This is a genomic window from Herbaspirillum autotrophicum (assembly GCF_001189915.1).
Taxonomy (GTDB): Bacteria; Pseudomonadota; Gammaproteobacteria; order Burkholderiales; family Burkholderiaceae_D; genus Herbaspirillum; species Herbaspirillum autotrophicum.
In genome coordinates, this window is sequence record NZ_LFLS01000013.1 from 1 (window position 1) to 21,644 (window position 21,644).

16 protein-coding genes are annotated in these 21,644 nt (G+C 59.1%); 8 read left to right on the plus strand and 8 right to left on the minus strand.

Translation table 11 applies throughout. The annotated features are described in order from the left end of the window. Positions 1-641, minus strand: a 641-nt coding sequence (locus tag AKL27_RS11710; RefSeq protein WP_198155951.1) for an aromatic amino acid lyase, incomplete at its 3' end; no start/stop codon positions are given. Between the two features lie 156 nt (positions 642-797). Further along, entirely contained in the window at positions 798-2,072 is a 1,275-nt protein-coding gene (locus AKL27_RS11715) for a urate hydroxylase PuuD (RefSeq protein ID WP_050463012.1), read from the minus strand. Positions 2,073-2,508: 436 nt separating this feature from the next. Here AKL27_RS11715 and AKL27_RS11720 point away from each other — a divergent pair, with 436 nt between their 5' ends. The 5 genes from AKL27_RS11720 to AKL27_RS11740 all read left to right on the plus strand — a co-directional run bounded on the left by AKL27_RS11720 (position 2,509) and on the right by AKL27_RS11740 (position 10,321). After that, positions 2,509-3,444, plus strand: a complete 936-nt coding sequence (locus AKL27_RS11720) for a LysR substrate-binding domain-containing protein (RefSeq protein WP_050463013.1) — start codon at positions 2,509-2,511, stop codon at positions 3,442-3,444. 269 nt (positions 3,445-3,713) lie between these two features. Beyond that, positions 3,714-5,111 carry a nucleobase:cation symporter-2 family protein gene (locus tag AKL27_RS11725; RefSeq protein ID WP_050463014.1) on the plus strand — a complete coding sequence of 466 codons (1,398 nt, stop codon included), beginning with the start codon at positions 3,714-3,716 and terminating at the stop codon, positions 5,109-5,111. Between the two features lie 107 nt (positions 5,112-5,218). Then, positions 5,219-6,979: an allantoate amidohydrolase gene (locus tag AKL27_RS11730; RefSeq protein ID WP_050463015.1), complete on the plus strand. Its 1,761-nt coding sequence runs from the start codon at positions 5,219-5,221 to the stop codon at positions 6,977-6,979. Between the two features lie 203 nt (positions 6,980-7,182). Further along, complete coding sequence (locus tag AKL27_RS11735; protein WP_050463016.1) at positions 7,183-8,544, plus strand: 8-oxoguanine deaminase; 1,362 nt, start codon at positions 7,183-7,185, stop codon at positions 8,542-8,544. Positions 8,545-8,698: 154 nt separating this feature from the next. Beyond that, positions 8,699-10,321 (plus strand): methyl-accepting chemotaxis protein, encoded by a 1,623-nt coding sequence (locus AKL27_RS11740; RefSeq protein ID WP_083439006.1) that lies wholly within the window; start codon positions 8,699-8,701, stop codon positions 10,319-10,321. A 10-nt stretch (positions 10,322-10,331) separates the two neighbouring features. Here the strand turns inward: AKL27_RS11740 and AKL27_RS11745 are convergent, their stop codons facing one another. Next, complete coding sequence (locus tag AKL27_RS11745; protein WP_050463121.1) at positions 10,332-11,234, minus strand: LysR family transcriptional regulator; 903 nt, start codon at positions 11,232-11,234, stop codon at positions 10,332-10,334. 87 nt (positions 11,235-11,321) lie between these two features. Here AKL27_RS11745 and AKL27_RS11750 point away from each other — a divergent pair, with 87 nt between their 5' ends. Beyond that, a complete protein-coding gene (locus AKL27_RS11750) occupies positions 11,322-11,807 on the plus strand; it encodes a DMT family transporter (protein WP_198155952.1) in 486 nt (161 codons plus the stop codon). A gap of 377 nt (positions 11,808-12,184) precedes the next feature. Here the strand turns inward: AKL27_RS11750 and pyk are convergent, their stop codons facing one another. From pyk to gcl, 5 genes are all read right to left on the minus strand, one after another. Continuing rightward, the gene (gene pyk / locus AKL27_RS11755) at positions 12,185-13,603 is read right to left on the minus strand and encodes a pyruvate kinase (RefSeq protein WP_050463017.1); all 1,419 of its coding nucleotides are present in this window, start codon (positions 13,601-13,603) and stop codon (positions 12,185-12,187) included. Positions 13,604-13,672: 69 nt separating this feature from the next. Continuing rightward, positions 13,673-14,947, minus strand: coding sequence for a glycerate kinase type-2 family protein (locus tag AKL27_RS11760; protein ID WP_050463018.1), 1,275 nt, complete (start codon positions 14,945-14,947; stop codon positions 13,673-13,675). 83 nt (positions 14,948-15,030) lie between these two features. Further along, on the minus strand, positions 15,031-15,918 hold the full coding sequence (locus AKL27_RS11765) for a 2-hydroxy-3-oxopropionate reductase (RefSeq protein WP_050463019.1): 888 nt from the start codon (positions 15,916-15,918) through the stop codon (positions 15,031-15,033). A 42-nt stretch (positions 15,919-15,960) separates the two neighbouring features. Next, complete coding sequence (gene hyi / locus AKL27_RS11770) at positions 15,961-16,740, minus strand: hydroxypyruvate isomerase (RefSeq protein WP_050463020.1); 780 nt, start codon at positions 16,738-16,740, stop codon at positions 15,961-15,963. Positions 16,741-17,131: 391 nt separating this feature from the next. Then, a complete protein-coding gene (gene gcl / locus AKL27_RS11775) occupies positions 17,132-18,907 on the minus strand; it encodes a glyoxylate carboligase (protein WP_050463021.1) in 1,776 nt (591 codons plus the stop codon). A 184-nt stretch (positions 18,908-19,091) separates the two neighbouring features. Between gcl and AKL27_RS11780 the strand changes: the two genes are divergently transcribed. Next, positions 19,092-20,000, plus strand: coding sequence for a LysR family transcriptional regulator (locus tag AKL27_RS11780; RefSeq protein ID WP_050463022.1), 909 nt, complete (start codon positions 19,092-19,094; stop codon positions 19,998-20,000). Between the two features lie 281 nt (positions 20,001-20,281). Beyond that, complete coding sequence (locus AKL27_RS11785) at positions 20,282-21,580, plus strand: NCS2 family permease (RefSeq protein WP_050463023.1); 1,299 nt, start codon at positions 20,282-20,284, stop codon at positions 21,578-21,580. The last annotated feature ends 64 nt before the right edge of the window (positions 21,581-21,644 follow it).

Here is a 21,644-nt window from a genome sequence, read left to right on the forward strand (position 1 = left end):
AATACCGCGACTGCCAGCGAAGCAGTACAACCATTGATCAGGGCCGAGGCATCCTTGGCCTTGAGATCGAATTTCACTTCACCGACACCGGCCTTGAGGATCGCCTGCGGCGCCGACATGCGCTGGCCCTGATACATCACTTCGGCTTCATCGAAACCGGCAATCGCCGCCGCCAGATACGCCAGCGGCGCCAGATCGCCGGAAGCGCCGACCGATCCCTTTTGCGGCATGATCGGATGAATCCCGGCGTTCAGGAACGCCAGCAAACGGTCCACCACTTCCACCCGTGGCGCCGAGTAATTGCTGGCGAAGGCATTGGCGCGCAACAGCATGGTGGCGCGGCTGACTTCTTCCGAAAACGGTTCCCCGATACCGGCGCTGTGGGCCTTGATCATCTGGGTCTGGAACAGTGCGATATGTTCGACCTTGATGCGGGTGTCCTTGAGCAAGCCGACGCCGGTGTTGAAGCTGTACATCATCGGTGCTTCGTCGTGCATCCAGGTCGATTCGATATAGTCGCGGCTTTGCTTCAATGCCGCGCGCGACGATTCTGCCAGCGCCACTTTGTGATGCGGCGCGCGCGCCACGCTCAAGACTTGCTGGGCGTTCAAATTGAAACCGTCGATAGTGATGGTGCTCATTGCTGATCCTTGTGTTCTGATGGGCGCGGAAATGTCATCCGCGGAGGACGTGAATCCCGGTGCACTTGCTGCATGCACGGGCGCAAGCCATGTGTAGTTTGGCCGGCGAAGCCAGTCCTGACTTCGCCTCCGGCCGGGCACCTGCAGGAGTGCTGCTTACTTGGCACCGCCTTCGAACCAGGCGCCGATCAGGGCCCGTTCTTCATCGGTCATGTGGGTCATGTTGCCCAACGGCATATCCTTGGTCTGAACTGCGCGCTGATAGACCTTGGCGGCGTGCTGGCGAATCAGATCCGGCGTCTGCAACATCATGCCGCTCGGCGCCGTGGCAAAGCCCGGCTGTGTCGGCTGCGCTGCATGGCAACTGACACAGCGTTGGGTAATCACGGTTTGCACCCGTTCGAATTCACTCGGTCCGGCTGCCACTGCTGCGGCCGGCGCAGCACCTGCTGCCGTATCTGTCACTGCCGGAGTTGCAGAAGCAGCAGCCACTGCCGGCTTCGGTGCCGGCCGTGGTGCAATCGCAATCGCTACTGCCAGCAACAGTGCCACGCCGGCAATCGGATAACCGATCGACACCTTGCCGGCATGCCGCAGATTGAAGAAGTGACGGATCAACACACCGGCAGCCATGATCGCGGCCAGCACCAGCCAGCTGTAGGCATGGGTGTAAGTCATCGCGTAGTGGTTGCTGATCATGATGAACAGCACCGGCAGCGTGAAGTAGTTGTTGTGCACGCTGCGTTGCTTGCCGCGCTTGCCGTAGATCGGATCCGGCGACTTGCCGACCTTCATCGCTTCCACCAGCTTGCGTTGTCCCGGAATGATCACCATCAGTACGTTGCCGACCATGATGGTACCGATCATGGCGCCGACGTGAATGTAAGCAGCACGACCGCTCAACAGATGGGTCAGCACATAAGCCGCGCCGACGATGAACAGGAACATGATGATGCCGAGCAAACCGTCGCGCTTGCCCAGCGGCGAACGGCACAGCACATCATAGACCGTCCAGCCCACCACCAATGTGCCGAGGCCGGTGCCGATGGCCTGCCACGACGACAAATCAGCCACCGACTTGTCGATCATCATGGCCGAGGCGTTGAAGTAATAGACGATGAACAGCATGGCGAAGCCGCTGAGCCAGGTGGCGTAGGCTTCCCATTTGAACCAGTGCAATTCTTCCGGCAGCTCTTGCGGCGCGACCAGATATTTTTGCGGATTATAAAAACCGCCGCCGTGCACCGCCCACAATTCTCCGGAAACGCCCTTCTTGGCCAGGTCGCTGCCCGGCTTCGGCGGCCGGATCGAATTGTCGAGCCAGACGAAATAAAACGAGGCGCCGATCCACGCAATGCCGGTAATCAGATGCAACCAGCGCACCAGCAGATTGAGCCACTCGACGCCATATGATACGAATAATGCTTCCATGTCTTCCCCACGTTTGATTCTCATCCGCCACTGCGCGCTCTGCAAATGAGCAGGGCCCGGAACGCATTTCCGGATGCGTTTCAGATCCCGAATTGGTCGTATCTGCCATTAGCAAGACTTGCGCCAGCGTCAGGCGCTGCTTCTGGTCCTGCCGCCCGGACATGCCGCTGCGACCGTAATATCCATACATGATTCCGGTCTGCCGCAGCAACTGCCGCCGTACCGGAAACCATTTCCTCCTGTGATCTCACCCGGCATCTTTTGCTTTATTGCCGGATGACGAAACGATAACCGTCCAGCCCTCGCAAAACATTGCATTTGGCTTATATTTGACATATCCAAACCGATATACAACAATGCATCCGGAATGTGCGAGGCTTCGCTACCTATACTAATAACGAAGCCTGCCATGCCACTACCTATCCGGAGACAACTGATGTCCAGGCTGCCAGACCATCTCGATATTCATCTGATACGCATTCTTTACTTGCTGTTATGTGAAAAAAACGTGTCCCGCGTGGCACTTAAACTGAACCAGCCGCAGCCGTCGATTTCGGCTTCATTGCGCAAATTGCGCGAACTGACCGGCGATCCGCTGCTGGTGCGCGGCGCGCGCGGCATGGTGCCGACCCAGCACGGCGAGAGCCTGCTCAAACCGGCCAAGCGCATTCTGGATGAAACCGAACGGTTGTTTGTTCCCAAAACCGCCTTCGTGCCGCAGGAAGAAGCCCGCACCTTCCATATTGCCGCGCCGGACTACATGAATACGCCGTTTTTCACGGAAATGATCGGCCGCCTGCGGCGCGAGTCGCCGAAAAGCCACATCGTGATTCATGCGCTGGGACCGGAAACCGATTATGTGCGCTTGCTGTCGGATGGCGAACTCGATCTGGTGATCGCCAACTGGGATGAACCGCCGGCGCATTTGCACCTGTCCAAACTGTTCGATGACCCGATTGTCTGCCTGATGCGCTCCGACTGCGCCTATGCCCGCCGCACCGGCCGCGACGACATGAGCATCGAAGATTACCTGAGCCTGCCGCATGCGGCGCCGTCGCAAATCTTGCCGGGTTATCACGGCACCATCGATTCCTTCCTGGAAAAACAGAATCTGCATCGCAATGTCGTGGTCGAATCGGCACATTTCCGCATGCTGCCTTATATGGTGGCGCAAACCGACCTGGTGCTGACGGCCGGCCAGCAATTCGCCAGCTTTTACGAGAAGACGCTGGCACTCAAAAGCTATACCGTGCCGATCAAGTTTCCACCCTTGCGTTTTTACCAGTTATGGCATGAGCGCGTGCATCAGGCCACCGAGCATAAATGGTTGCGGGCACAAGTCAGCGCTGCGGCCAAAACCCTTTCAAATTAAGCATTTACTTCTCCGGGTACACCTCAGGCATATATCTGAACATCGAAATCCACTATTCGCCGGCTTATATATTGGGCAGTCCGATTTACTTTAGTATCGGCTCACCAACCTGCATTCAGGAGCGATCCCGAAGCAAGGTAAAACAAGACTTATGCAAAACTGTTGCGGTCAGGCACCACGGCCAGAGACAGTATGCTGCGTACGGCGAGAAGGCATAACAACGCTGGCACAGTTTTGCGGGGTCAACTATAAAAACCCAGGAGACAGCCATGGAAACCAACACCAGCCATCCGGTGGATGAAAGATTACCCGTAGTCAAACTCGCCGCCCTCGGCATGCAGCACGTACTGGTGATGTATGCCGGCGCCATCGCCGTGCCGCTGATCATCGGCGGTGCCTTGAATTTGCCGAAATCCGAAATCGCTTACCTGATCAGCGCCGATCTGTTCTGCTGCGGTCTGGTCACCATCATCCAGAGTCTCGGCATCTGGAAATTCGGCATCCGCATGCCAGTCATGATGGGCGTCACCTTTGCTGCGGTGGGACCGATGGTGGCGATGGCCAACAACCCCGGCCTCAGCATCTTGCACATCTATGGGGCGGTGATCGTGTCCGGGATATTCTGTATTCTGGCGTCGCCCTATATGAGCCGGCTCATGCGCTACTTTCCGCCGGTCGTCACCGGCACCGTGATTACCGTCATCGGCGTCTCGCTGATGGGAGTCGGCATCAACTGGGCCGCCGGTGGCCAACCCATCATCGGCAAACTGGTCGACGGCGTGTTCGTCAAGATTCCCAATCCCGATTACGGTTCGCCGCTGAGCCTGGGCATCGCTGCCATCGTGTTGATATCGATCCTGCTGATCACCAAATACATGAAAGGCTTCATCGCCAACATTTCGGTCCTGATGGGCATGGTGGTCGGCTTCATCATTGCGCTGACGCTCGGCAAGATCAGCTTCGACGGTCTCGGCAATGCCGACTGGTTCGCCATGATCAAACCGTTTCATTACGGCTGGCCGCAATTCGATGCCGGTTCCATCATCAGCATGTGCCTGGTAATGATCGTGACCATGATCGAATCGACCGGCATGTTCATGGCGCTGGGTGAAATCGTCGGCAAGAAGGTGGATGACAAGGCGCTCGCCAGCGGACTCCGGGTCGATGGCCTGGGGACCGTGATCGGCGGCATATTCAACACCTTCCCTTACACTTCGTTTTCGCAAAACGTCGGTCTGGTCGGGGTCACCGGCATCCGCAGCCGGTATGTCTGCATCGCCGCCGGCGTGATTCTGATCGGCTTCGGATTATTCCCCAAAATGGCGCACGTGGCCGCCTCCATCCCTCAATTCGTGCTCGGCGGTGCCGGTATCGTGATGTTCGGCATGGTCGCTGCAACCGGCATCAAGATTCTGGCCAAGGTGGATTTTCAACACAACCGCAATAATCTGTTCATCGTCGCCGTCAGTATCGGCGTCGGCATGATCCCGATTGTCGCCCCGACCTTTTTCGAAAAAATGCCAGGCTTCCTCTCGACCATTTTCCATAGTGGCATATTGCTTGCATCTACCATGGCCGTCATACTCAATCTGTTCTTCAATGGCCGTGGCGATGTGCGTGATGTCGATGCCTATGCGATGGCAGCGGCACAAAGCTCGGATCATTGAACGCAGGCAATCAGCTTCAAGTACAGCGGGTTCCGCCCGCTTCAGCATTCAAGACCAGGATTGGCCAGGCGGAACCTGCCAGTCTGCACATAACGTACATGAAACACATGACGACTCTGGAACAACTCAATCACTGCGACATCGCCACCTTCGTCGCTACCCTGCACGGCATCTATGAACATTCGCCATGGATTCCGGAACGGGCGGCAGCCCAGCGTCCGCTGCGCAACATCACTGCCCTCAAGCAAGCCTTGCACGAAGTGGTCGCCGGAGCCAGCCGCGAAGAACAGCTGGGCCTGATCCGCGCCCACCCCGAGCTGGCGGGCAAAGCAGCGATTGCCGGTGAATTGACGGCCGAGTCGACCGGCGAACAAGCCAAGGCCGGTCTCCATCTGTGCACACCGGAAGAATTCGCCACGCTGCAAAAGCTCAACAGCGACTACAACGCCAAATTCGGCTTCCCGTTCATCGTCGCCGTCAAGGGACCGACCGGCAAGGGCCTGACACGCCAAGCCATCATCGCCACCTTCAGTCGCCGCCTGCGCAACCAGCCGGTCGACGAATTGCATGAAGCATTGCGCCAGATCGGTCGCATTGCCGAGATGCGACTCAATGATCTGCTCGGCCATGTACCGGCCATCGGCAATACCGTGATGGCCTGGGCCGAAGAAATCGGCGGCTGGAGCGAAGATGAAGATGCGCTTACCTGCACCTACATGACGCTGACCCACCGTCGCACTGCCGACCAACTGGCGCACTGGATGCGCGAAGCCGGCATGCATGTGCACATTGATGCCGTCGGCAATGTGGTCGGCCGTTACCTGAGCACCGACCCGGCCGCCAAGACGCTGATCACCGGTTCCCACTACGACACGGTACGCAATGGCGGCAAATACGATGGCCGCGAAGGCATCCTGCTGCCCATCGCCATCGTCAGGCATTTGCATGAACGCGGCGAAACCTTGCCGTTTCATTTTGAAATCATCGGTTTTTCGGAAGAAGAAGGCGTGCGTTTCAAAAGCACCTTCCTCGGCAGCAACGCCGTCACCGGTCAGTTCGACATGGCCCTGCTCGACATCACCGACCGCGACGGCATCAGCATGCGCGAAGTGATCACGCAAGCCGGCCATGACGTCAGTACCATTCCGCAGATTGCACGCGACCCGGCCGACGTGCTCGGCTATGTCGAAGTGCATATCGAACAAGGGCCGGTATTGCTGCAACACGATTTGCCGGTCGGCATCGTCACTTCGATTGCCGGCAGCTCGCGCTATCTGGTCGAACTGCGCGGCGTCGCCAGCCATGCCGGCACCACGCCGATGGCCATGCGCAAGGATGCGGCGGCGGCGGCGGCTGAAATCGTGTTGTATGTGGAACAGCGCTGCGCACAAGATCAGCAAGCCTCGCTGGTCGGCACCGTCGGCCAGTTGCAGGTGCCGAACGGCTCAACCAACGTGATTCCCGGGCGCTGCATGTTGTCGCTCGATATCCGCGCCGCCGTCGACAGCGTGCGCGATGCCGCCGCCAGCGATGTATTGCAGCAGATCGCCGCCATCTGCGCGCGCCGCAATATCGAATGCAAAGTGGAACAAACAGTCTCCGCGGCGGCCGCCCCGTGCGCGCCGTGGCTGATGCAGCAATTGTCGGCTGCCACCGAACGTGCCGGCGTGCGTCCGTTCCAGCTGGCCTCGGGCGCCGGCCATGATGCCATGGCGATTGCCCGCATGACGGACGTGGCCATGCTGTTCACGCGTTGCGGCAACGGCGGTATCAGTCACAATCCGCTGGAAACCATGACTGCTGACGATGCCGAAGTATCGGGCCAGATCTTGCTGGATTTCCTGCGCAGTTTCAAAGCAAAAGCCTGAGCACAGCAGCACCCTGCAACACCAAGGTTAATCGTCCTGTCTGGCCATGCCCCGTCTGCGGGCATGGTTTGCGATCACCCTTTTTGGGTTACCGTTTTTTGGCGATACAAAAACGGTAACTGGCAACCGGTCCACCACCGGGAATGTCGCGGCACTGTCGAATCACGGTCGCCGTCCAAATAGTGTCATTGAACAGGCATACCATGTCCAAAACTCTTTTAATCAAGAACGCAACGGTGCTGGTCACCATGAATGCGCAGCGCGAAGAAATCGCCGGTGGCGCGGTCTTCATCCGTGACAACGTGATCGAACAGGTCGGCCCCGGCGCCAGCTTGCCGCAGACTGCCGATGAGGTGATCGACGCCCGTCATCACGTGGTGCTGCCGGGATTGATCAATACCCATCATCACATGTACCAAAGCCTGACGCGCGCAGTGCCGGCGGCGCAGAATGGTGAACTGTTCAACTGGCTCACCAATCTGTATCCGATCTGGGCCAACCTGACGCCGGAAATGATCCGGGTCTCGACGCAAACGGCAATGACGGAACTGATGTTGTCCGGCTGCACTACCAGCAGCGATCATTTGTATATTTACCCCAACGGTTGCCGTCTCGACGACAGCCTGGAAGCGGCACAGCAGATCGGCATGCGCTTTCATGCCGCGCGCGGTTCGATGAGTGTCGGCCAATCCAAAGGCGGCTTGCCGCCGGATCGCGTGGTGGAACAGGAAGCCGATATCTTGCGCGACACCCAGCGCCTGATCGAGACGTACCACGACGCCAGCCGCCATGCCATGCAGCGCATCGTGGTCGCGCCCTGCTCACCGTTTTCAGTGTCGCGCGATTTGATGCGCGAATCGGCGACGATGGCGCGCAACTTCGGCGTTTCACTGCATACCCATCTGGCAGAAAACGTCAGCGACATTGCCTACAGCCGCGAAAAATTCAATATGACGCCGGCCGAATATGCCGAAGATTGCGGCTGGGTCGGCCACGATGTCTGGCATGCGCACTGCGTGCAACTGGACGAACCCGGGATCCATCTGTTTGCGCGCACCGGCACCGGCATCGCGCACTGTCCCTGTTCCAACATGCGGCTGGCATCCGGCATCGCACCGGTACGCAAGATGATTGATGCCGGCGTGGCGGTCGGCCTTGGTGTCGATGGCTGTGCCTCCAACGATTCCGGCCACATGATGGGTGAAGTGCGGCAAGCCATGCTGTTGCAGCGGGTCGGCTTCGGACCGGACGCCATGACCGCGCGGCAGGCGCTGGAAATCGCCACGCTCGGCGGTGCCAGGGTCTTGAATCGCGATGATATCGGCGCCATCAAACCCGGCATGTCGGCCGACATCGTGATGTTCGACCTGCGCCAGACCGGTTTCGCCGGCGCCCTGCATGATCCGGTTGCGGCACTGGTGTTCTGCACCCCGCCCAATGTCGCCTGCAGCATCATCAATGGCCGCGTGGTAGTGCGCGACGGTCAATGCACCACCATTGAACTGGGTCAAGTACTGGAACGCCACAACGCGCTGGCGCTGGCACTGGCCGAAGCCGCGCGCTGAACTGCGGTGGTATCAGTCCGGGGCAATGCCATCGCATTTCCCCGGTATCGGAACAATGCCGGAACGTCACAACGCCGCCGGTACAAGTCTTGGGTCATCGTCTGATTTGCCCGGCAGCGCTTGCTGCCTTCCGTCATCGCACAGAGGTACCGCCATGCATATCGTCAACATGAAAATAGGCCAGCGCCTGACGCTCGGTTTCGGCATCGTGATCGCCCTGCTGATCGCCATCACGGTCCTGAGCAATACACAACTGGGGCAACTCAGCAACAGCATCAATCTGATCACCAAAGACCGTTACCCCAAAACCGTGCTGGCCAATGCGGTGCAAATTGAAGTCAACAAGATTGCCTTGAATCTGCGTGACATCATGCTCAGCAGCGATACCGCGAAAATCAGGCAACTGGTTGCCGATACGCTGGCGTCCGACAAGAAGATGAATGCCGGCCTGAGCCAGGTGGCGGTGATTGCCAAAACAGAGGATGACAAACGTTACGTGCAGGCCGCCATGCAAGCGCGCGACAACTATGTGCCGGCACGTGACGCGCTGCTGAAGCTGGCGCAGGAAGGCCGGATCGATGAAGCCAAAGCCTATCTGCAAGACAGCTTCATGCCCTTGCAAGTGAAATACTTCATCGCCCTCGATGCCATGTTCGATTATCAGGGCGGCCTGATGGATGCTGCCGGCAATGCCGCCAGCACTGAATCAGGCCAGGCCCGTATCGTCATCAATATTCTGGCCGGCATTACCTTGCTGCTATCGGTCGCCGTCGGCTGGCTGGTCTCGCGCAGCATCACGCGCCCGCTCAATGAAGCGGTCGATGTTGCCAAACGCGTGGCCGACGGCGACCTCAGCACGCAAGTCGTGATCCGCTCGGGCGATGAAACCGGTCAGTTGATGGGGGCGCTGAAAACCATGAATGACAATCTGCATCACATCGTGACCCAGGTCCGCAATGGCACCGGCACCATTGCCAGCGCATCCGGTGAAATCGCGCGCGGCAATATGGACTTGTCGTCACGCACCGAACAGCAAGCCGGTTCACTGGAAGAAACCGCTTCCGCGATGGAACAACTGACGTCCACCGTGCGCCAAAACGCCGACAATGCACGGCAAGCCAATCAACTGGCGGTATCGGCCTCGGATGTCGCACGCCAGGGCGGCAACGTGGTCGGCCAGGTGGTCGATACCATGGGAGCCATCAATGCGTCCTCGAAAAAGATCGTCGACATCATCGGCGTCATCGACGGCATAGCGTTCCAGACCAATATTCTGGCGCTCAATGCCGCCGTCGAAGCGGCGCGTGCCGGCGAACAGGGACGCGGTTTTGCGGTAGTCGCCAGCGAAGTGCGCAGCCTGGCCCAGCGCAGTGCTGCCGCCGCCAAGGAAATCAAGACCCTGATTGATGACTCGGTGGAGAAAGTCGGCAACGGCAGCAAGCTGGTACAGCAGGCCGGGGTCACCATGGATGAAGTCGTCGCCAGCGTGCGCCGGGTGACCGACATCGTCAGCGCCATCAGCGGCGCCAGTCAGGAACAAAGCGCCGGCATCGACGAAGTCGGCCGCGCCATCACGCTGATCGATGAAGGCACGCAGCAAAATGCGGCGCTGGTCGAACAGTCGGCCGCTGCCGCGCAGTCATTGCAGGATCAGGCCGATCAATTGATGCAGGTGGTCAGCATCTTCAAGCTTGAGCAGCAAGCCGGCAATCTGTCACGCGGTAAGCCGCTGCGCACGGAAATCGATATCACGCCGGCGACGCATCAGTTGCAGTAAGGAGCGCGATTTAATCGGCGCCGCTGTTGACGACGATGCGTTCGCGCAACCACTGCAAGCCCTGCTCTTCATCGCGTCGCTGATGCCAGACCATCACGAACGAAAATGCCGGCAGCGCGAACGGTACCGGCAGCACCGCCAGTTGCGGATGGGCGATCTGGCGCAAGCCGCGCGCGGCGACCGTCAGAATCAGATCGGTGCCGGCGATCAGTTGCGGCGCCACATTCCAGTGCGGCAACGATACCGCGACGCGCCGGTGTGCATGCATCGCCGTCAGCGCCTGGCCGATTTCCGCTGCGCCCCCGCCGCGCATCTCCACCACCACGTGCGGACGCGCCAGATAGGCAGGCAGCGTCAAGGCCGCGCCGGCCGGCAATGCGGCGCGATCCAGCAGACAGGCAAAATGTTCCTCGAACAAGGTAACCGAGCGCAATCCGGGCGGCACTAAGGGGAATACGCCCAGCGCCAGATCGATGTCACCGGCCAGCAGTTGCTCCAGCATGGTTTCGCGACTGGCTTGCGTCACGACCAGATCGATCCCGGGCGCGGTACTGCGCAAATCATGCACCAGCCCCGGCAGCAGCAGCGCCGCACCGTAATCCGACATGGCCAACCGGAAACTGCGGCTGGCGGTCGCCGCATCAAACGTCTCGGGCGCCAGCAAGGCTTGCACCTGCGTTAACACCTCGGCCAGCGGCTGCGCCAGTTCCTGCGCCCGCGCGGTCGGCACCAAGGTGCTGCCGACCCGCTCCAGCAAGGGATCGTTGAGCAATTCACGCAAGCGCGCCAGCGCATGGCTGACCGCCGGCTGGCTCAGATGCAGGCGCTCGGCGGCGCGCGTCACATGCCGCTCGGCCAGCAAGGCATCCAGTATCACCAGCAAATTCAGGTCAATGCGACGCAGTATATTCATTTCATGCATGACGGAGATAGCAAAAGGGAATTTCACAAGATCGGAGGAACGCCATACAGTGGCAACACCGCCGTTAAAGAAGGATACATGATGCCGCTGATTCAATCTCTTGCCATGCTGTTGCTCGCCGTCAGCGCCGGCGTCGTGGTCCCGTTGCAGGGTGGCGTCAATGCCAGCCTGGGGCGCGGCCTCGGCCATCCGCTGTGGGCCACACTGGTGTCGTTGCTGGTCAGCATCGCGGCGCTGCTGCCGGCCATGCTGCTGTTGCGGGTGCCGTTGCCCACGTTTGAATTCGCCGGCAAGGCACCGTTCTGGTTATGGTCGGGCGGCGTCTATGGCGTGTTTTTCATTTCGCTGACGCTGATCCTGATGCCCAAGCTCGGTGCCGGCGGCTTTATCGGTGCCGCCATTGCCGGACAGGTGCTGACCTCGCTGGTATTGGATCACTTCGGTTTGCTGGGGCTGGCAAGCAAACAACTCAGTTACGGCCGGGTGCTGGGCGCGCTGCTGTTGATCGCAGGGGTGCTGTTGATACAGTTCAGCGGCAATGTCCCGGCGGCGCAGGCACGTTGATCCGGTTCAGTGTCGCGTCGGGCGACAGGGCGACAAGCATCTCCGCAATACGAGAAGAAACATCCAAATAATATCGACTGGATTTTTCATTTTTTTCTCTATCGATAAAACTTCAATGCCGACAAAATATATCCATTGCTGAAGCAAGAATATTATCTGCACCGGACTGCGCAATCTGATCACAATGGCAAGCGCATTCTGCGTGAGGCAAGATCGTCTTTCCCATGGCTGTGGCCAGAAAAAGCAGTGCCCGGACATCGTCGGGATGATCCTGGCAATCTTGAGCAACACGATTTCATGGCGGTACCCAGGGCCTGTTCCGCGCCGTTGCGGGATGGGCTCTGGTCTTTATCTGCCCGCTTGCGCCTGAACTGCGCTTATCCCCACACTTCCGCCAGCCGCAACAGATTGGTGCTGCCCGGTTGTCCGAACGGCATGCCGGCAGTAATCGCAATCTGATCGCCAGGTTTGGCGAAGCCTTCTCGCAATGCGGTCTGGCAGGCGGCGTTGACCATTTCGCTTTCATTATGAATCTGATCGCTGATGGTGGAATGCACGCCCCATACCAATGCCAGCCGGCGTGCCGTAGTCAGGCGCGGCGTGATACTCAGGATCGGCGCCATCGGCCGTTCACGTGCAGCACGCAAGCTGGTGTGACCCGAGCTGGTGTAGGTCACGGTGGCCGTCGCGCCGACAATTTGGGTCACGTCACGCAATGCCGAGCAGATGGCATCGGCGCGATTGGCTTGCGGCTTTTCATGTTGCGCATCGAGCATGTTGCGATACAGCGGATCGCGTTCGACTTCATTGATGATGCGGTCCATGATCGCCACCGCTTCCACCGGCCAGGCTCCGCTGGCCGATTCGGCCGACAGCATCACCGCGTCCGAACCGTCGTAAATGGCGCTGGCCACATCCGACACTTCGGCCCGCGTCGGCACCGGACTGACGATCATCGATTCCAGCATTTGAGTCGCGATCACGATCGGTTTGCCGAGTTGCCGGCAGACACGCAAGATACGCTTTTGCGTTCCCGGTACCCGTTCGGGTGGCAGCTCCACCCCAAGGTCGCCGCGCGCCACCATGATGGCGTCCGAGACTTGCACGATTTCTTCCAGCCGGTCCAGCGCCGCCGGCTTTTCCAGCTTGGACAGAATTGCTGCCCGCCCCGCCACCAGTGCCCGCGCTTCCAATACATCTTCCGGCCGCTGTACGAACGACAAGGCAATCCAGTCGACCCCGAGTTCCAGCGCAAATGCCAGATCGCGTTTATCTTTTTCCGTGAGGGCCGGAATCGGCAGCACCGCATCCGGCACATTGACGCCTTTGCGATCCGACAGCACGCCGCCATTGACTACGCGAGTGCGAATGCTGCCATTGGCGGCGTCCACGACCTGCAAGCGCAACTTGCCGTCATCGAGCAACAGTGACTGACCGGTGCCGATAACGGCAAACAGCTCCGGATGCGGCAGGCAGACGCGGCGCTGGTCGCCGGGCGAGGTGTCGCTGTCGAGCGTGAATTCCTGACCGGCTTCCAGCATGACCTTGCCGGTACTGAACTGGCCGACACGCAATTTCGGCCCTTGCAGATCGGCCAGAATCGCAATCGGGCGGCCGACCCGCTGTTCGACTTCGCGCACTATTTGATAGCGGGCCTGATGATCGGCATGACTGCCATGACTGAAATTGAAACGAAACACATCAGCGCCGGCCTGGAACAGCGCCTGAATCATGTCGCGGCTATCGCTGGCGGGGCCGAGCGTGGCGACGATTTTTGCTTGACGTTGGCGTCGCATGGACGGCCTCCTTGAAATAGGGAATGTGAAAAAATGCGGCGCGAGGACATCCGGACCGGGGTTACTTGCTTACAGAATCAGGATGGCGCGAAAGTCGTTGACGTTGGTGCGGGTCGGACCGCTCACCACCAGATCATCGAGCGCACTGAAAAATCCGTAACCATCGTTGTTGTCGAGCATGGCGCGCGGCTGTAATCCGTGTTGCTGCGCCCGCGCCAGCGAATCCGGCTGATACACGGCACCGGCATTGTCTTCCGAGCCGTCGATGCCATCGGTATCGCAGGCAATTGCATGGACTCCCTCGGCACCGTCGAGCGCATTGGCCAGCGCCAGCAGGAATTCGGCATTGCGGCCGCCGCGTCCGCTGCCGCGTACCGTGACGGTGGTTTCACCACCGGAAATCAGGACGCACGGTTTTTGAAACGGTTGTCCATGCACGGCCACCTGGCGCGCAATGGCCGCATGCGCCAGTGCAATATCGCGGGCCTCGCCTTCCATGTCATCCGACAAGATATACGGTGTCACCCCGGCCGCGCGCGCGGTCGCCGCCGCTGCCTGCAAGGCTTGCTGCGCGGTGGCAATCACGTGATGGGTATTGCCGGCCAGCCGCGCATCGCCGGGCTTCGGCGTTTCACCGGCCCCCGATTCCAGATGTTGCAACACTGCCGGCGGTACATTGATCGCGTACTTGCGCAATACCGCCAAGGCATCGGCACAGGTCGTAGCATCGGCCAGCGTCGGGCCGCTGGCGATGATGCCGGGATCGTCGCCGGGGATATCCGAAATCATCAGCGTCACCACCTGCGCCGGTGCACAAGCCAGTGCCAGCCGTCCGCCTTTGATGGCCGACAAATGCTTGCGCACGCAATTCATTTCAAAAATGGTAGCGCCGCTGTGCAGCAACGCCTTGTTCAATGCCTGTTTGTCGGCCAGTGAAATACCCTCTGCCGGCAATGCCAGCAACGCCGACCCTCCGCCCGAAATCAGGCACAGCACCAGATCGTCGGCCTGCAAGCCCTGTACCATGTGCAACATGCGGGCGGCAGCGCCGCGACCGGCTTCATCCGGCACCGGATGCGCAGCTTCGATCACTTCGATCCGGCGGCAATCAGCGCCATGCCCGTAACGCGTCACCACCAGTCCCGACAGCGGTCCTTGCCAATGCTGTTCCAGCGTCTGCGCCATCGCCGCCGCGCCCTTGCCGGCACCGATCACAATCGTGCGACCGGCTGCGGGTCGTGGCAGATAGGGTGACAAATAAGGCGGCAACGACTTTTCTGCACTGGCCGCCGCAACTGCGCTGGCATACAGATCGAGCAAAAACTGGCGGGGATGAAGCGGCATGGAATTCCTCAACAGGCATGATAAAAAACTGGCGGCGAGATTCAGGCCCGCCGCCAGTCGGCAAATCGCAATGGCGTATGACTTCAGCCTTCTGCGATCTGATGGTTCGACATCAGCTCAATGGCGCGGCACAGCGCCGAATGATCGAGGCCGCTCAACCCATGCGCCGCGCATGAGTTCATCAATTCCTGGGCGGCGGCGGTATTGGGCAAACTGACGCCGAGTGCCTTCGCCCCTTGCAGGGCCAGATTCAAATCCTTCTGATGCAATTCGATACGGAAGCCCGGCGCAAACGTGCGCTTGACCATGCGTTCGCCATGCACTTCCAGAATCCGCGATGCCGCAAAGCCGCCCATCAATGCCTGCCGCACGCGGGCCGGATCGGCGCCGGCTTTGGAGGCAAACAGCAACGCTTCGGCCACGGCCTGAATATTCAGCGCCACGATGATCTGGTTGGCGACCTTGGTGGTCTGGCCATCGCCATTGCCACCCACCAGCGTGATGTTCTTGCCGAGCAATTCGAACAAGGGCCTGGCATCATTGAATGCCGCTTCGTTCCCGCCCACCATGATAGTCAGCGAGGCTGCCTTGGCGCCGACTTCACCGCCGGATACCGGCGCATCCAGATATTCGCAACCAAGCGCGTTGATTTTTTTGGCGAAGCCTTTGGTGGCAATCGGCGAAATCGAACTCATGTCGATCACCAGCTTGCCGGCCGACAAGCCTTCGGCCACGCCCTTCTCACCAAACAACACGGCATCCACGTGTGGCGTATCGGGTACCATCACGATCACGATATCGGCACGCTTGGCCACTTCGGCGCCGGAAGTACAGACCGTGGCGCCGCCTTCGATCAGCGCAGCCGGCGGATTTTTCTGGTCATGCAGATACAGCTTGTGGCCGCCCTTTTGCAGATTCTCCGCCATTGGCGCGCCCATGATGCCCAGTCCGATAAAGCCTACTTTTGCCATGATGATTCTCCTGTATCTATAAAGTGTTCAAACCCGAAATAGTCAAACGCCGTGTGCCGCACGCCAGCCCAGACCGTCCACCGTACCGGCGCGCGGTTTGTATTCGCAACCGATCCAGCCGGTGTAACCGATCTCGTTGAGGAAGCCGAACAGGTAGCGGTAATTGATTTCGCCGCTGCCCGGTTCGCCGCGTCCCGGGTTGTCCGCCAGTTGCACATGCCGGATCAGCGACAGATTGGCTTTGATGGTGTTGGCCAGTTCGCCTTCCATGCGTTGCATGTGATAGATGTCGTATTGCACGAACAGATTGCCGGAACCGCTGACCATGATCAGCTCCACCGCCTGTTTGGTGGTGTTCAGATAAAAGCCGGGAATGTCGAAATGATTGATCGGTTCAATCAGCAGCCGGATGCCGGCGGCTTGCAATTTGTCGGCGGCGAATTTGAGGTTGTCCAGCAAGGTACTGCGCACGCGCTCAGCGCTCACCCCTTGCGGTGCAATCCCGACCAGGCAGTTGAGTTGCTTGACGCCGAGGATGCCGGCATAGCGAATCGCTTCATCGACGCCCTGACGGAATTCGCTGATGCGATCCGGGTGGCAGGCAATGCCGCGCTCGCCGGCTTCCCAGTTACCGGCCGGCAGATTGTGCAACACCAGTTCCAGCTCATTCTTGCGCAACTGTTCGGCGATTTCCTGCGGCGGGAAGGCATAGGGAAACAGAAATTCCACCCCCTTGAAGCCGGCCTGAGCGGCAGCGCGAAAGCGCTCCATGAAAGGCAGCTCGGTGAACAGCATGGTGAGGTTGGCGGCAAGCTTGGTCATTGATGGATACTCCTTTGCGTATTTTTGTATTGCGGATAATTGAATCGTTGATGATTTTTTTGTTGTTGCTGTTTTGTTGTTGCTGTTTTGTTTTTTCTCTCTTCGGTGAAGCAAGCGGGGGGTAGCCCCGCAGCTACTCACTTTTCTTGCTTCGTCAAGAAAAGCAAGCAAAAGAAGACGACCGCAAAGCCGCTGCCCTTCGGGTTCCCGTTGGTGCCAGGCGGCAATCGGGAAGCTCGCTGCGCTCAGACAAGTTTCGCTTCTTTATCCGATTACCACCCGTCCCCAACGGCAGCGACTCAATGCGGAAACGTAATGCCGGCTCGCCTTCGGCATTGCCCACAGGAGAGCCCCCCGCTTGCTTCACCGCAGAAAGAACCAAAGCCAAACCTCAATCCAGCAAACTGACCGCCGTAGGCGCGTGCTCCCGCCGCGTCGCCAGTTCTTCAAACTCATTGACCGCATCAATCTCGGTACCCATTGAAATATTGGTCACCCGTTCCAGAATGATTTCCACCACCACCGGCACCCGATACTCTTCCATCCAGCGCTTGGCTTGCGCAAACGCATCCTGGATTGCATTCGGGTCCCGCACGCGGATCGCCTTGCAGCCGAGACCTTCCACTACCGCCACGTGATCGACGCCATAGCCGTTGAGTTCCGGCGCATTGATATTCTCGAATGCCAGCTGCACGCAGTAATCCATTTCGAAACCGCGTTGCGCCTGACGGATCAGCCCGAGGTAGGAGTTGTTCACCACCACATGCAGATACGGCAGATTGAATTGCGCACCCACCGCCAGTTCTTCGATCATGAACTGGAAGTCGTAATCGCCCGAAATCGCCACGACCTTGCGTTGCGGATCGGCAGCGCAGACCCCGAGTGCAGCCGGGATGGTCCAGCCGAGCGGGCCGGCCTGACCGCAATTGATCCAGTGGCGCGGTTTGTACACATGCAAGAATTGCGCGGCAGCGATCTGCGACAGGCCGATGGTGCTGACGTAGCACGTGTTGCGGTCGAAGGCCTTGTTCATTTCTTCGTAGACGCGTTGCGGCTTGATCGGCACTTCGGTGAAATTGGTGCGGCGCTGCAAGGTGCGCTTGCGCTCCCGACACTCGGCCAGCCACGCTGAACGATCCGGCAACTTGCCGGCGGCCTGCCACTCTTTCGCCACCTCGATGAACAGTGTCAATGCGGCCTTGGCATCGGACACGATGCCGTAATCCGGACCGAAGACGCGGCCGATCTGGGTCGGTTCGATATCCACGTGCACGAACTTGCGACCCTTGGTGAAGACATCGACCGAGCCGGTATGGCGATTGGCCCAGCGATTGCCGATACCGAGCACGAAGTCGGAAGCCAGCATGCTGGCGTTGCCGTAACGATGACTGGTTTGCAAACCGACCATGCCCGCCATTTGCGGATGGTCATCGGGAATCGCCCCCCATGCCATCAGGGTCGGAATCACGGGTACGCCGGTCAGCTCGGCGAATTCCACCGCCAGCGCCGAAGCGTCGGCATTGATCACGCCGCCACCGATGGTGAGCAATGGCCGCTCGGCGGCATTCAGCATGCTCAGCGCTTTTTCGATCTGGGCGCGCGATGCCGATGGCCGATAGACCGGCAGCGGTTCATAGGTATCGGGATCAAATTCGATCTCGGCCATTTGTACGTCAAACGGCATATCGATCAACACCGGGCCGGGACGGCCGGAACGCATCAGATGGAATGCTTGCTGGAATACGCGCGGCACCAGCGCCGGTTCGCGCACGGTGACCGCCCACTTGGTGACCGGCTTGGCAATCGACTCGATATCGACTGCCTGGAAATCTTCTTTATACAGACGCGCACGCGGCGCCTGCCCGGTGACGCAAAGGATCGGGATCGAATCCGCCTGCGCCGAATACAAGCCGGTAATCATATCGGTGCCGGCCGGACCGGAAGTGCCGATGCACAAACCGATATTGCCGGGATTGGCGCGGGTATAACCTTCTGCCATGTGCGACGCACCTTCGACGTGACGTGCCAGCACATGCTTGACGCCGCCATGCCGCTTGAGTGCCGCGTAGAATGGATTGATCGCTGCACCCGGCACACCGAATGCCTGCAGGCAACCTTCTTTTTCCAGTACATATACTGCGGCGTCTACTGCTTTCATCTTTGCCATATATCCTCCAGGTTATGCCATGTGCAGAGCGGACCGGGCGACTGCCGACGAATTTCTCTGCACGTATTCAGTTCTTGAGGCACATGCTATCCGGAATAATTTCGCACGATAAGAGGATGAAATATCTGTTTATTCAATACAAAAAGTATGGAAATATACGAAAAGTATCTAATCAAGAGGTTTTATGGACAAACTCAAACAGATCGAAGCCTTCGTGTCGGTAGTCGACAAAGGCAGCCTGGCGGCCGCTGCACTGGAGGCTGATATCACCCCGGTGATGTTGGGCCGGCGTATCGATGCGCTGGAAAAACGGCTCGGTACCAAACTGATGCATCGCACTACCCGCCATCTGACACTGACCGAACAAGGCAGCGTGTTCCTCGACCACTCCCGCAAGTTGCTGGAGCAAATCGAAGTCGCGGAAAAGAGCATTGCCGAAGGTCGTCACAAAGCCACCGGCCATCTGGTGGTGTCGACCCCGGCGGCTTATGGCCGTTTGCATGTGGCGCCGCATGCGCCGCACTTCCTGGCGACCAATCCGGAAGTCCAGATATCGTTCAATCTGACCGACCGCGTGGTGGATCTGGTGCGCGAAGGTTATGACCTCGGCATTCGCATCGGCGGCGTGATCGAACCCAGTTTCGTGGCCGTCAAGCTGGCCAGCAACCGGCGCGTGGTATGTGCGGCGCCGGAGTATCTGCACCGCAACGGTATTCCAAAGACGCTGGATGATCTGGCGCAACACAATTGTCTGGCCTTCAACTTGCAAGGCGGACAACAGCGCGGCTGGTATTTTCAGCAAAACGGCAAACCGGTGATCGTCAAGGCGCAAGGCAATCTCGATTGCAACGATGGTGAATTGCTGCACCGCTGGGCCAGCGAAGGTCTGGGTCTGGCGTGGCGCTCAACCTGGGAAATTCAGGCGCAACTGGCGACCGGCGCCCTGATCACCGTGCTGGATGACTATGCGCTGCCGCACTACGACATCATGGCGGTCTACCCGCAACAACGCCATTTGCCGGCCAAGACTCGGTTTTTCATCGACTATCTGAAAGAAGTCTATGCGCAACCCGGCTACTGGACCAAAGCCTGATCCGAATGGCCGCCAACGCCACAAATGAGGCACCTGCCGGGCCGGATTTTGCCCTGTTTTCGGGCCACGCCGACCATATATCCGCAAACCTATAGTGAATATTTCATATGACTTACATTGCACCTTTAAATTTAGAGGACATTACAGACGCTGAGCACGATCCACAACGGAATGAGGCCGCCCGCCGGTACCTGCGGCATGTCGCAGCCCGCCTCCGGACAGGATCGGCAGCGAAGAATATGAACGCACATACAAAAGCACAATAATCAGGAGACACACAGATGACTTTTCTGGACAAGTTTTTCAAGCTGAGCGACAACGGCACCACCGTCCGCACAGAATTGCTGGCAGGCCTGACCACCTTTCTGACGATGGCCTACATCATTTTCGTCAACCCCTCGATTCTGGGCGACGCCGGCATGCCCAAGGATTCGGTATTCGTCGCCACCTGTCTGGCGGCGGCAGTCGGCACCCTGATCATGGGCTTGTATGCCAATTACCCGATCGGCCTGGCGCCGGGCATGGGGCTCAATGCCTACTTTGCGTATGCCGTGGTCAAAGGCATGGGCATGCCGTGGCAGGCGGCATTGGGCGCGGTGTTCATTTCCGGCTGCCTGTTCTTGCTGGTCAGTCTGTTCAAGGTCCGCGAACTGATTATCGACAGCATTCCGCCGTCACTGCGCACCGCGATACCGGCGGGTATCGGCTTGTTCCTCGGACTGATCTCCCTCAAGAACGCCGGCATTGTGGTGGCCAACCCGGCCACGCTGGTGTCGCTCGGCGACTTGCATCAGGCGCCGGCAGTCTTGGCCACTATCGGCTTTATCGTGATCGTGGCACTGGATCGTCTGAAATTCCGTGGCGCCATGCTGATCGGCATTTTGACGGTCACGGTATTGAGTTTCTTCTTTGGCGGCAACCATTTCACCGGCGTATTTTCGGCGCCGCCATCGATTTCACCGACCTTGTTCCAGCTCGACATCAAGGGCGCACTGGCGATGGGTCTGATCAACGTGGTGCTGGTGTTTTTCCTGGTCGAACTGTTTGACGCCACCGGTACCCTGATGGGCGTGGCGCAACGCGCCGGGCTCCTGAAGAACGGCAAGATGGAACGCATCAACAAAGCCTTGCTGGCCGACAGCGGCGCGATTGTGGCGGGTTCTCTGCTTGGCACATCCAGCACCACCGCCTATATTGAAAGTGCAGCGGGTGTGCAGGCTGGTGGTCGCACCGGCCTGACTGCAGTCACCATTGCCGTGTTGTTCTTGCTGTGTCTGTTCGTGGCGCCACTGGCTGGCGTGGTTCCTGCTTACGCTACGGCACCGGCGCTGTTCTTTGTGGCTTGCCTGATGTTGCGCGAACTGGCCGACATCGACTGGAACGATACGACCGAATGCGTACCGGCAGTCATCACTGCGCTGATCATGCCATTCACGTATTCGATTGCCAACGGTCTGGCACTGGGCTTCATCAGCTATGCCGCACTGAAGCTGCTGACCGGCCGCATCAAGGAAGTCTCGGTGGTGATCTGGATCATCGCTGCGGTATTCCTGTTCAAGCTGATTTATCTGGGCGGCTAAGGAACATGACACGTCCTGCGCCGGCGGCAATCGGCAGCGCCGTCGCAGGAGACAAGCAGGATGC